13 protein-coding genes are annotated in these 11,327 nt (G+C 65.2%); 4 read left to right on the top strand and 9 right to left on the bottom strand.

The window, feature by feature from the left end; translation table 11 throughout:
• Position 1 precedes the first annotated feature (1 nt).
• Positions 2–682, bottom strand: coding sequence for a tyrosine-protein phosphatase (locus QMG72_RS07705; RefSeq protein WP_282359022.1), 681 nt, complete (start codon positions 680–682; stop codon positions 2–4).
• A gap of 17 nt (positions 683–699) precedes the next feature.
• Positions 700–1,314, bottom strand: coding sequence for a GNAT family N-acetyltransferase (locus QMG72_RS07700; protein ID WP_282358625.1), 615 nt, complete (start codon positions 1,312–1,314; stop codon positions 700–702).
• A gap of 117 nt (positions 1,315–1,431) precedes the next feature.
• Here QMG72_RS07700 and QMG72_RS07695 point away from each other — a divergent pair, with 117 nt between their 5' ends.
• Both QMG72_RS07695 and QMG72_RS07690 read left to right on the top strand, forming a co-directional pair.
• The gene (locus tag QMG72_RS07695; protein ID WP_226773131.1) at positions 1,432–1,872 is read left to right on the top strand and encodes an SRPBCC family protein; all 441 of its coding nucleotides are present in this window, start codon (positions 1,432–1,434) and stop codon (positions 1,870–1,872) included.
• 27 nt (positions 1,873–1,899) lie between these two features.
• Entirely contained in the window at positions 1,900–2,133 is a 234-nt protein-coding gene (locus QMG72_RS07690; RefSeq protein WP_226773130.1) for a DUF6480 family protein, read from the top strand.
• A gap of 9 nt (positions 2,134–2,142) precedes the next feature.
• Here QMG72_RS07690 and QMG72_RS07685 read toward each other — a convergent pair whose 3' ends face one another.
• From QMG72_RS07685 to QMG72_RS07665, 5 genes are all read right to left on the bottom strand, one after another.
• Positions 2,143–3,030 carry a 3-hydroxyacyl-CoA dehydrogenase family protein gene (locus QMG72_RS07685; RefSeq protein ID WP_226773129.1) on the bottom strand — a complete coding sequence of 296 codons (888 nt, stop codon included), beginning with the start codon at positions 3,028–3,030 and terminating at the stop codon, positions 2,143–2,145.
• A gap of 2 nt (positions 3,031–3,032) precedes the next feature.
• On the bottom strand, positions 3,033–3,860 hold the full coding sequence (locus QMG72_RS07680) for an enoyl-CoA hydratase/isomerase family protein (RefSeq protein ID WP_226773128.1): 828 nt from the start codon (positions 3,858–3,860) through the stop codon (positions 3,033–3,035).
• Positions 3,860–5,089 (bottom strand): thiolase family protein, encoded by a 1,230-nt coding sequence (locus tag QMG72_RS07675; RefSeq protein ID WP_283480195.1) that lies wholly within the window; start codon positions 5,087–5,089, stop codon positions 3,860–3,862. The genes QMG72_RS07680 and QMG72_RS07675 overlap by 1 nt, the downstream gene beginning before the upstream one ends.
• Before the next feature lie 155 nt (positions 5,090–5,244).
• Entirely contained in the window at positions 5,245–5,922 is a 678-nt protein-coding gene (locus QMG72_RS07670) for a pentapeptide repeat-containing protein (RefSeq protein WP_226773126.1), read from the bottom strand.
• Positions 5,922–6,380: an SRPBCC family protein gene (locus QMG72_RS07665; protein WP_226773125.1), complete on the bottom strand. Its 459-nt coding sequence runs from the start codon at positions 6,378–6,380 to the stop codon at positions 5,922–5,924. The genes QMG72_RS07670 and QMG72_RS07665 overlap by 1 nt, the downstream gene beginning before the upstream one ends.
• Positions 6,381–6,514: 134 nt before the next feature.
• Here QMG72_RS07665 and QMG72_RS07660 point away from each other — a divergent pair, with 134 nt between their 5' ends.
• Positions 6,515–6,691, top strand: coding sequence for a CsbD family protein (locus QMG72_RS07660; protein ID WP_226773145.1), 177 nt, complete (start codon positions 6,515–6,517; stop codon positions 6,689–6,691).
• Positions 6,692–6,852: 161 nt separating this feature from the next.
• Here QMG72_RS07660 and QMG72_RS07655 read toward each other — a convergent pair whose 3' ends face one another.
• Both QMG72_RS07655 and QMG72_RS07650 read right to left on the bottom strand, forming a co-directional pair.
• Entirely contained in the window at positions 6,853–8,313 is a 1,461-nt protein-coding gene (locus QMG72_RS07655) for an amino acid permease (protein ID WP_226773124.1), read from the bottom strand.
• Positions 8,314–8,586: 273 nt separating this feature from the next.
• Positions 8,587–10,233 (bottom strand): ABC-F family ATP-binding cassette domain-containing protein, encoded by a 1,647-nt coding sequence (locus QMG72_RS07650; RefSeq protein WP_226773123.1) that lies wholly within the window; start codon positions 10,231–10,233, stop codon positions 8,587–8,589.
• 143 nt (positions 10,234–10,376) lie between these two features.
• Between QMG72_RS07650 and QMG72_RS07645 the strand changes: the two genes are divergently transcribed.
• Positions 10,377–11,135 carry a CPBP family intramembrane glutamic endopeptidase gene (locus QMG72_RS07645; RefSeq protein ID WP_283480192.1) on the top strand — a complete coding sequence of 253 codons (759 nt, stop codon included), beginning with the start codon at positions 10,377–10,379 and terminating at the stop codon, positions 11,133–11,135.
• Positions 11,136–11,327: the final 192 nt, after the last annotated feature.

Here is an 11,327-nt window from a genome sequence, read left to right as displayed (position 1 = left end):
TCTAGCGCCCCAATTTGGCCACGATGGCGCCCAGATCCCGGTCCGTTAGGCCATTGTGACGGATGAAGTCACCGGGCTTCACCTGGCGGACAAAGTGCTGCAGGCTTTCCAAGCGCTGTTCGAGCAGCGGCGCGAGGACTTCCTCGGGCAGGTACCGCTCGTGCGGATGCGGGACCGCCGACATCCGGTGGTACTCGTTGATGCCGCGCATTGCCTGCTCGTAGCTCTTGGAAATGACGGCCTCTCCTGCTCCGGCAAGGTCCTGGAGCATGGCAGCGATCATCCCGCTGCGGTCCCGGCCGGCGGAACAATGGATCACAACTCCGCCGCGCGCATCGGCTACGGCTTTGAAGACGGCGGCAAGCTTCTCCGGGAAGATTCGGGCGTTGTCCGCGTAGTAGGCCGGATCGTTGAGGTAGGGAACGCAGAGCTTCCGGAATTCGCTGTTGCCGGGGTCCTCGGTGGGGGCGTGCACGACGTCGAAGGCGGACAGGCTTGCCGCGCCCACCCGCGGATCGGTCGGGCGGCGGCGGATCTCCTCGGGATTGCGCAGATCAATCACAGTCCGGACGCCGGCGTTGTAGACCTGCTCCCAGCCCGCCTCGGTAAGCCATTCGCGCCGGCCCATGCGGAAGACTCCGCCGGCGATGTGCCAGGCGTTGACCGCGCCGGCCCACTCCATCGCCTCGGGCGCCGTCGTCACCGTAACTTGGCCAGTCTGGCCTCGAGGGCGTTCCGGACCATGGGCCACTCGTGTTCCAGGATGGAAAAGACCGCCGTGTCCCGGAGCGCGCCGTCGCTGCTGCGGGTGTGGCTGCGGAGCACACCGTCCTGTTTCGCGCCCAGCCGCGCGATCGCCTCGCGGGACTGGTGGTTGAGCCAGTGGGTCCGGAACTCGACGGCGGGGCAGCCCAGCGTTTCGAAGGCATGCCGGAGCAGGAGCAGTTTGGAGTCCGGGTTGCTGCCGCTGCCGTGGGCGGACGCCGCGTTCCAGGTGGAGCCGATTTCCACCCGCGGCGTGGCGGCATCGATGTTCATGTAGGTGGTCATGCCGATCACCCGGCCCGGTCCGCCGGTGGTGGGGTCAAGCAGCCGCGTTGTAAAGGGCAGCATGTCGCCGCTGTCCTGCAGGGCCAGGCGCCGCTCAATCTCGGCGGCCATCTGGTCAGGGCCGGGCACTGACGTGTACCAGAGGTTCCACAGTTCGCCGTCGCTGGCGGCCTGGACGAGGCCGTCGTGGTGGTCCGGGCGCAACGGTTCCAGCACGACGTATTTTCCGGTCAGGGTGATGGGAGCGATTGCGGGGGTAGTCACTGCACCATCATAAATGCGCGGGACGGCCTAAATGCCGGGGCCGGGAACCAGTTGGCCCACCAACGTTTCTTCCACTGTTTCGGTCACAATGCAGGGAGTTCTGGATAGGCTGGGGCCATGATCACAGTCACCGGCACGGTCCGTTCCCCGTTGGAGGCCGGCAAGGCCTTCGCGTACCTCTCCGCCTTCGAACACACGCCGGAGTGGGACCCGGGAACACCGGTGGCCAAGAAACTCTCCGACGGGCCGGTCGCCGTTGGGCACCGCTATCACGCCGAAGCGGAGTTCCGCGGCAAGCGCCAAACGCTGATCTACGAGGTCGTGGAGTTGGCAGGTACCCTCATCAAGCTGCGCGGCGAAAACAAGACGGTCATTTCCGTCGATACGATCGACGTTAAGCCTTCGGGATCCGGTTCGGAAGTCCGTTATACGGCGGAATTCCGGCTCAAGGGATGGCTTAAGGTCGCAGAACCGTTTATGAAACCAGCGTTCCAGTCCCTGGCCGACCCCGCCATGGCCGGCATGAAAAAAGCCCTAGACTCACAGGCGTCGCAGTAGCGGCCCGAGCTGAAACAGGAGCACACCGTGACATCCCAGAATCCGGATCCCCTGGAGAACAACCTCACCGGCTTGGAACCCGGAGGCGGTGTGCCTCCGGGTGAGACGCCACCGGGCGAGGGGACCTCGGTGGGACCGCAGGGGCCGCGGATCCGCGAGGACCGGGGGTTCGGCCAGTACCTCTGGATCCTTATGATCGCCGTGGTGGTGCTCTTTGTGTTGCTTTTCTTCGTCGGCTACATCGTGGGGATCCTCGGGTAGCTGGTCAGTTCACTCGGTCCAGTTGAAAAAGCCCTTGCCGGACTTGCGGCCGAGTTCTCCTCGGGCGACTTTGTCCCGCAGGATCTGCGGCGGGGCGAAGCGCTCCCCGAGCGTGGAGGCGAGGTATTCGGCGATGCCCAAGCGGACGTCCAGGCCTACGATGTCAGTGGTCCGCAAGGGTCCGGTGGGGTGCTTGTAGCCCAGGACCATGGCGTTGTCGATGTCCGCGGCGGATGCCACTCCCTCTTCCACCATCCGCATCGCCTCGAGGGCAATCGCGACGCCCAGCCGTGAGGACGCGAACCCGGGGGCATCGTTGACGACGACGGCGGTCTTGCCCAGCGCCTCAACCCAGCCGCGGGCCGCCTGGGTCAGCTGGCTTGAGGTGTGCTCGCCGAGCACCACCTCGATCAGGGTCGAGGCCGGCACGGGATTAAAGAAGTGCAGGCCGAGGAAGTTCTGCGGACGCTTCAGCTCACGGGCCAAGCCGTTGACGGACAGCGACGACGTGTTCGAGGCGAGATAGGCGTCGGCACCGAGCCGGGCCTCAATCCCCCGCAGGGCGCTGACCTTGAGGTCCCAGTCCTCGGGGACGGCCTCGATGACCAGCTGGCGGTCCTTGAAGTCGTTGTAGTCCACCGTCACCGCGAGCCGCGAGACCATCTCGTCCAGGTTCCCGTCGGTGGCGCCACGCTCGATGCTCTTGGCCGCTGCTGATTCCACCCGTTCGCGGGCAGCCTCGGCGGACTCCTCGTCGCGCTCGACGACGAGGACGTTGGCGCCGTTGACCAGGAAGGCGTGTGCGATCCCGGCGCCCATCCGGCCGCCGCCCAGCACCCCGACGAAGTCTGGCAGGGCGCCGCCGGGAAGGTTAGCGGAGTGTGCGGAGTTGTTCATCGTCAATTCTTCTTCCGGTTTTCCTGCGCGGAGGTCCTGGCGTCTTGCTGTGCAGGCTTCTTCGCTGACTTCTTGTCCAGAAATGCCTGCATACGGTCGAACTTGGCCTGCGATTCAAACAGGATGCCCTGCGCCAGCTGGTCGATCAGCGGGTGGGCCTCGGCCGGCGCGTGGAACACCGATTTGGTGATCCGGACCGCGAGGGGATCCTGGCCCGCGATCCTGTCGGCCAGGGCATGGGCGGCCGCCATCAGCCCGGAAGCCTCGTGGATCTCGGTCATGAGGTTGACGGCAAGGGCCCGCTCGGCGCGTAGCACCGTGCCGGCCAGCAGCATTTCCTTGGCCACCGGTTCCCCCACCAGCTCCTTCAGGCGCCAGCTCGCGCCGGCTGCGGCGAGGATGCCCAGGCCCGTCTCCGGGTTGCCGATCCGCACGGACGGGGTGCCGATCCGGAAGTCCGCGGCGTACGCCAGCTCGGCGCCGCCACCCAGGCAAAAGCCGTCCAGGGCTGCAATGACGGGCATTGGGAGTTTGGCGATACGCACGAAGATGGTGGAGTTGATGCCTTGGAGCGCGTCGTCGCGGCGGCGTTCGCGCAGCTGGCCGATGTCCGCCCCCGAGGCGAAGACACCTTCGGTACCGGCGATGATGAGCATCTTCGGCGACCGTTCCAGCGCGGCGCAGACAGCGTGCAGCTCATCGACCATCTGCTGGTCGATGGCGTTGCGGACCTCGGGCCGGTTGAGGAGCACCACCAGCCGGTCTTCGCGTTCGTCGATCAGCAGCGTGCTGAAATCGCGCGGGTCGAGGCCCGTCGCGGCGGCCGGCACTAGACCCGCTCCAGCAACATCGCGGTGCCCTGGCCCACGCCGATACACATCGTGGCGAGACCGATCCTGGCGTCCTCGCGCTCCATCCGCCCCAGCAAGGTGATGGCGAGCCGTGAACCGGAGGAACCCAGCGGGTGCCCGAGCGAGATCGCGCCGCCGTCGCGGTTTACGATCTCGGGGTCCAGGCCGAGCCGCCGCATGGTCGCAAGCGACTGGGTCGCGAAGGCTTCGTTGAGTTCGACGGCGCCGAGGTCGCCGACGCTGAGGCCGGTCCGCGACAGCACTTTACGGGTCGCCGGAACCGGGCCGATGCCCATAATTTCCGGTTCGCAGCCGGCGGAGGCGCCGTCGATGATCCGGGCCCGAGGCGTCAGGCCAAGCCTCTTGATGGCTGCTTCGGACGCGACGATGATGGCGGAGGCGCCGTCGTTCAGGGTGGAGGAATTTCCGGCCGTGACTACCGAACCGCCGGCGACGACGGGGCGAAGGCCCGCGAGAACGTCAATTGTGGTGCCGGCCCGGGGCCCCTCGTCGGTGTCGACAACGGTTTTTCCCTTGCGCGTCGTAACCGTTACCGGGACAATCTCGTCGGCGAAGCGGCCCGCGGCGATGGCCGCGAGGGAGCGTTCATGGGAGCGGACGGCGAAGGCGTCGGCGTCCTCGCGGGTGATCCCGTCCACGCGGGCGACTTCTTCCGCCGTTTCCGGCATGGAGTAGGTCATCTTCCCGTCCCGGGAAAGTTCGCCCTGCTGGAAGAGCGGGTTGACGAAGCGCCATCCGATGGACGTATCAAAGATCTGCCCCGGTTTCGCGAAGGCGGCCTGGGGCTTCTCCTGGACCCAGGGGGCGCGGCTCATGGATTCGACACCGCCGGCGATCACGATGTCCGCTGCTCCGGACTTGATCATCTGGCTGGCCATAATGATGGCGCTGAGGCCCGAGGCGCAGAGCCGGTTCACGGTGATGCCGGGGATGTGCAGCGGCAGTCCGGCCAGGATGGTGGCCATCCGGGCGACGTTGCGGTTTTCCTCGCCGGCGCCGTTGGCGTTGCCAAGGATGACCTCATCGATGGCCTCCGGGTCCAGCCCGGCCCGGGCGACGGCCTCGCGGATCACCAAGGCGGCCAGGTCATCGGGGCGGACCGCGGAGAGTGCTCCGCCATACCGGCCCACAGCGGTGCGGGCACCGCCTACGAGAAATGCCTGAGGTCCTGCAACTGCTGATGCCATGGGTACACCCTTCACGCGATAAACAGCACTGTCATCGAAAAGAACTCTCATCGGCGGCGGAACCAGGTTCGGACCGCTAGCGCGCCAATTTACCGACCGTTCGTTCTATAAAGATTACACGGCACCGCAAGGGGGTCAATCGGGGCCGGGCTGGATTACGCGACGACGACGCCGAGGTGACTGGCCATTAATGGCGCCAGCAGGCCCAGCTGGTAGTCGTCGATCACAAGGCCGGCGAGGCTTTCGAGTCCGGCGATGGCGCGGAAGTCCGTGCCCCGGATGTCAAAGTCCTTCAGCCTGGCGCCGGCAAGGTCGAGGGTGCCGATGGTGCAGTTCTTCAGGGCTACCCGCGTCGCCAGGCAGGAACCCAGGTCCAGCTCGTTGATGATGCAGTCGCTGATTTGCACGTCCGTGAGCTTGGAACCACGGAGGTTCAGATAATCGAGTTTGCCGCCGTCGATCCGTACTGACTGCCAGCCGCTCTCGTACAGTTCCGCTGAACCCCAGCGCGGGTTGGCGATCTCGACGTCGCGCAGGGTGCTTCGGGCCGCCATAAATACCGGGGCGTACACCTCGGCCAGGATGCAATCCCGGAAAGAGGCGCCCCGCAGCTGGGTCTCGTTGAACGAAACGCCGCGGAAGTCGCACTCGGCAAAGTCGGTGCCGCCGAGTTCCAGGCCGTCGGCGGATAACTTGCCGTACCGGACGCCGTCGTAGCGCTCACCGGAACGCAGTGCCGGCGACGGGTCGTCCCTGAGGTCCGTCAGCCGGACCGGACTGAGCCGCGGCGCCGTCACCTTGGGCGGCGGGGGCGTCCCGGTGCTGCGCCCCATCAGAGCGACTCGGCCTTGGCCGCGATTTCTGCCAGGTCCTTGGCGAGCGCCTTTCGGGTGATGCGCATTCCCAGCTTTCCAAAAAGTGCCATTAACAGCCCGGTCATCCGGGAAGGGTTCAGCACATCGGCGCTAAACGTCAGCGTCAGGTCCGTGCCGCCGTCGCGCTCGGCAAGCGTAAAGCGTGTGGTGTACTCCGTCGGTCCCTGCACGGCCTTCACCGTTGTGCTCCGGGGCGGATCGGCCCGGGCCACCCACATTTCCACCGTTTCCGCCCGCCCCATCATGGTGCGGGTTTCTTTCCAGCGCGTCCCCTCGCTGTAGGGGCCTTGCGAGAGCATCTGGATCGAGGTGATGCCGGAAAGTGTCGCGGCCGAACCGGGGATGTCGGAAATGACGGCCCATACCTTGTCCGTCGACGCGTTGACATGCTGGGTCAGGCTGGTTGTGTGGTCCATGGCATCGAGCCTAGCCCGGCTCCGGTGCGCATTTCATCCCTCGTTCGCGGCCGGGCCCTTGAATTACTAAGCATGCTTTGTGTTATGGTGGGGAGACGTTGTATTTCAACCGGAAACGAGAGGTGGTTTACACCATGGGTATCGGCGACAAGGTTCAGAACGAAGCACAGCACCTCGGCGGCAAGGCCAAGGAAGCTGCGGGCAACGCCACCAACAACGACGAAATGCGTGCCGAGGGCCAGAAGGACCAGGTCGCAGCCGACGCAAAGAAGGTCGGCGAAAACGTCAAGGACGCCTTCAAGAAGGATTAGTCCGTACAAAAGGCGGCGGTGGACATTCCTTTGGGGGATGTCCACCGCCGCTTTTTTGTGCCGGCCCAGGGCTCTGGTGCCACTCGCGCCGCCGCAGCTTAAACGAACGACGGCGGCCCCTCACCGGAGGACCGCCGTCGCCTGCGCACTTGCCCGGAAGGCTAGTTGAAGAGCGCGTTCTTCGGTTCGTTGTCCTTGACCTTCTGCCAGCCGAGCCACAGCAGGAGTGCGAAGAACGGGATGGTCGCCAATGTCCAAAGACCAAGGTGGAAGACTTCGCCGCCCTTGCTGGTCATGGTGTCGAAGCCGATCAGCACCGTGATAAGCAGCAGGGCAATCAAGCCTGCCCAGCTGGCCCAGACTCCGCCGGGCGCCAGCAGGGAGGAGACCTTGCCCTTGGTTTTCCGCAGCGCTATCTGGCTGGCGAAGATGGCAGCCCAGGTGAAGATCACACCGACCGAGGCCGAGTTCAGCGCCAGGTCAAAGGCATACGAGCCGCCGAGCCAGATATTAAGCAGGATCCCGACTAGGTAAACGCCGCCGATGGCCAGGATGGCGGCGTACGGCACGTGGCTCTTGGACATCCTGGTCAGCCACTGCGGAGCATGCCCGTTGTTGGCCATGGTCCGGAAAATCCGGCCGATCGAGTACAGGCCCGAGTTGCACGAGGAGAGGGCGGCGGTGATGACAATCATGTTCATCACATCGCCCATCCAGCCGAGGCCCATCTGGCCGAACACTGTGACAAACGGCGAGGTGCCGGCAACGTACTGGTCCGACGGCAGCAGCATGGCCAGCAGCGTCACGGAACCGACGTAGAACACCACGATCCGGAAGACAACAGCGCGGATGGCCTTGGGCACTTCTTTGGCCGGATCCTGCATTTCACCGGCAGTGACGCCAACGAGCTCAATGCCGTTGTAGGCGAAGATCACCGCGTTCAGCACCAGGATCATCACGAGCCCGCCCTTGGGGAACATGCCCCCCTCAGCGGCGAACAGGTTGCTGACCGAGGCGTTGCCGTCGCCCACCTGGGCGTTGGTGATCACCATAAAAGTACCGACGGCCAAGAAGATGAGGATCGCACCGACCTTGAGGACGGAGGCCCAGAATTCGAATTCGCCGAACGCCTTGACACTCAGGAGGTTGACGCCGACTAGCAGCAACAGCGCTGCGATGGCGGACAGTTCAACCGGCACGTTCGGGAAAAAGAACTGGAAGTACAGTCCGATCGCGATGAGCTCGGCAATGCCGGTCATGGCCCAGTTGATGAAGTACATCCAGCCGGAGACATAAGCGCCCTTTTTGCCGAACATTTCACCGGCATAGCTGACGAAGGAGCCTGACGTCTGGCGGTACATGATCAGCTCGCCCAGGGCGCGCATCAGCAGGTACGCGATGACGCCGGCCAAGGCGTAGGAGAAAATGAGCGACGGACCGGTGGAGGCCAGGCGCCCGCCGGCGCCCATAAAGAGTCCGACGCCAATGGCGCCGCCCATCGCGATCATGGTGACCTGGCGGCCGCTGAGCGACTTCTTGTAGCCCTCGGCGCTGAGAGTTGAGTCGACGACGGCGGATTGCGCCTCGGGGTTCTTAAGTTCTGTGGGGGTAGTTGATGGCACAGCTGTTTCCTTGCAGTTCGTTGTAAGGCCGGGACAGGGACAGCGGGTTCGCATACACAAATGAACGGGCCCCGACCCCCAACAGGGGCCACGACGTGTACCGAACCTCACAAGGTCGAAGCTCGCGCGGCTCGTCTATTCTACTGGCATTTGAGACCAAACCGTGACGGGAACAACACCGGGCAGGCACTTGTACTAATTATCGACCTCATTACTGCTGTAATCCCGAATAATCTTCGATTATCATCCGCTGAATCCCCAAGGATCCGTCCATCAGACCAGGGCGCCATCCCGCATCCCGTACCGGAGCCAGTTTCCGGCTCCGGCGCCCCGCCCGGTGTCGTGACCGGAGCACGTGCTGAACCACTCCCCCAGGGCGCGGTCGTGGCTGACCAGGATCAGCGTCCCGGCGAAGTCCGAAAGAGCCGCTTCGAGCTGTTCCACCAGCACGGGCGCCAGGTGGTTGGTGGGCTCATCCACGAGCATCGTTCCATACCCGCCCAGGAGCAGGCGGGCGAGCGCCAGCCTGCGTTGTTGCCCTGCGGAAAGGCTCCCCACCGGGACGTGGAATTCGCTGGTGCGGAAAAGCCCGAGCCGCAGCAGCGCCTCGGCGTGCTCATCGATGTTGCCGCCCAGGCCCGCGGCGAAAGCGGGCAGGAGACGCATCCCGGGGTGCTGCGGGAGCTCCAGTTCCTGCTGCAGGTATCCGATCCGGCCGTGCCGCACTACGGTGCCTGTGGCCGGTTCCAGCGTGCCCGCCAGGACGGCGAGCAGCGTGGACTTGCCGGCGCCATTGGGACCGGTAATGAGGATCTTCTGGCCCGCCTCCACCCGGAGGTCCGTCGGTTCCAGGCGGCCCGGTACCGTCACTCCCGTCGCTTCAAGGGCGGGACCCGCCGCAACGTCCGCCCGAAGGTTCGTTGCCAGTTTCAGGGGCACCGGCGGACGGTCGATGGGGTTTGCCTCCAGCCGGCGGAGACGCTCCTGGGCATTGCGGACCTTGCTGGTGGCTGCCTTTTGCCACGTGCCGGCTTTGAAGTCGAACCCCATTTTGTCATTGTCGCGCTGGCGGGCGTAGCCCATCGTCCCCGCGACGGTGTCCGCCTGGAGCCGCTCGGCCGCCATCGAGTCCAGCCACCCGTGGTACTGCTGCGCCCAGCGCTGGCGCTCGGCCGACTTCTCCCGCAGATAGCCTTCGTAGCCGTTGCCGTACCGGTTGACCGTAAGGCGTTCGGCATCTACTTCAATCACTGTTGACGCTACTTTGCGCAACAGGACGCGGTCGTGGGAGACCACCACCACGGTTCCTCGGTGCGCGGCCAGCCGCGCCTCCAGCCAGGCCGTGCCGCTGGCGTCGAGGTGGTTGGTGGGTTCGTCCAGGAGGAGGATGTCCGCGGGATCGGCCAGCACGCAGGCCAGCGCCACGCGTTCCTGCTCCCCGCCGGAGAGCGAGCCCAGGGTCCGCGTCCGGCCCAGACCGCCGAGGCCAAGTCGGTCCAGCGCCGCCTCTACCCGGGATTCCGCGGCGTAGCCTTCCCGCAACTGGTACTGCGTCTGCAGGTTTCCGTAGCGCTCCAGTTCGCCTGCTTCCGCTCCGGCCAGCCCGTCTTCCAGGCGCTCCAGCTCGGCCTCCATTTCGCGGAGGGATTCCAGCGCGGCATCGATCGCGTTGGACACGGTGAACGCATCAGGCAGGCCCAGGGTTTGGGCAAGGTAGCCCACCCGGCCCTGGCTGACGGCGGTGCCCTCGTCCGGGGCCTCGAGCCCGGCCAAAATCCGGAGCAGCGTGGATTTGCCCGCGCCGTTTTCGCCGACGATTGCCACATGTTCACCGGCGCTGATGGCAATGTCGACGCCGGCGAAAAGCTGGCGGTCCCCGTAACCATGGGATACGCCCGAAAGGCGGAGATGTTCGCTCAAGGAGTCCTCGCAAGTAGGTGCACGGCCAGCCCGGCGGCGGCTTGAGTCGTCAAGTATGACACCGTCGGCGGTTACTGAGGTACTGCGGCGCCGGCGGAAGTACCGGTCGGTCAGCAGGCAGGCCGTGGCGCTAGGCTGGAGGCATGGGCACCGCTCTTCGCACACCAGCACCGCGGCCGGAACTGTACAGGTTCTCGCGGCTCGACTACCTCACGGCCGGCCTCTACGTCGCCGTCGCCGGATTTTTTGCCGTGTTCGGCTCACTGCTGGCGCCGCTGATGCTGCGGCTCTCGCCGAACCCGGCGGTGGCGTCGTACTCGGTGAACCTGATCTTCTACGGCGGGATCGGCATCCTGGCACTGGCCGCCGTCCGGCGCATCGCCGCTCGGGACCTCAGGGTCCTCGCCACCCGGCCGTGGTTCAGCCTGCTGATGGTCCCTCTCGCCGTGGTGGCGATGATGATTCTCACCGCGATTCTCGTCGCCGTAACCGGCCCGCCGCAGACGTCCGCCAACCAGGCGGGCCTGCAGGCGCTGATGCAGCAGGTGCCGGCCTGGCTGATGGTGCCGCTGCTGGTGATCGTGGGTCCGTTTGTGGAGGAGTACATCTTCCGCCACCTGCTGATCGGCAAGCTCAGCCGCAGGGTCAACGTCTGGGTGTGCGCCGGCTTGTCAGTTGTGTTCTTTGCGGCCCTGCATATCATTGGCCAGGAGGCGCTGGCCCTCCCGGTCCTGATGCCGTATCTCGCGATGGGCGCCGTCCTGGTATTCGTCTACGTCTGGACCGGCAAAAATGTGATGTTCTCCTACTTTGTCCACGCGTCGAAGAACCTGCTCGCGGTCATTTTCCTCTACGCCATCCCGCCGGATGTGATGGAGCAGCTCCAGAAGGTCCAGGGCTAGCCGCAGGCAGCAGCGCTGCGGGTCCGTACCGCCGTCGAATGTGCAGATCAGGGCAGTCGCGGGCAGGCAAAGTCATATGGTCCTAGCAACGCTCTGATTGATGGAGCGTTTTATGGTCAAGTTGTTTCCTCCGAATGCCCGCACCGAGTTCGTTGACCTGGTGTGTGGCGGGATGTCGATTCTCGCGGCCTC

Source organism: Pseudarthrobacter sp. PH31-O2 (genome assembly GCF_030063265.1).
Classification (GTDB): domain Bacteria; phylum Actinomycetota; class Actinomycetes; order Actinomycetales; family Micrococcaceae; genus Arthrobacter.
The sequence above is the reverse complement of the archived record's forward strand: the minus strand, read 5'-3'. Positions and strand labels throughout refer to the sequence as shown.

Bases quoted from the DNA above. Each gene is read 5' to 3' on its own strand.
- QMG72_RS07665 (WP_226773125.1), bottom strand. From the start codon at position 6,380: ATGGACCACACAACCAGCCTGACCCAGCATGTCAACGCGTCGACGGAC.
- QMG72_RS07705 (WP_282359022.1), bottom strand. From the start codon at position 682: ATGGAGTGGGCCGGCGCGGTCAACGCCTGGCACATCGCCGGCGGAGTC.
- QMG72_RS07695 (WP_226773131.1), top strand. From the start codon at position 1,432: ATGATCACAGTCACCGGCACGGTCCGTTCCCCGTTGGAGGCCGGCAAG.
- QMG72_RS07670 (WP_226773126.1), bottom strand. From the start codon at position 5,922: ATGGGGCGCAGCACCGGGACGCCCCCGCCGCCCAAGGTGACGGCGCCG.
- QMG72_RS07675 (WP_283480195.1), bottom strand. From the start codon at position 5,089: ATGGCATCAGCAGTTGCAGGACCTCAGGCATTTCTCGTAGGCGGTGCC.
- QMG72_RS07660 (WP_226773145.1), top strand. From the start codon at position 6,515: ATGGGTATCGGCGACAAGGTTCAGAACGAAGCACAGCACCTCGGCGGC.
- QMG72_RS07645 (WP_283480192.1), top strand. From the start codon at position 10,377: ATGGGCACCGCTCTTCGCACACCAGCACCGCGGCCGGAACTGTACAGG.
- QMG72_RS07685 (WP_226773129.1), bottom strand. From the start codon at position 3,030: ATGAACAACTCCGCACACTCCGCTAACCTTCCCGGCGGCGCCCTGCCA.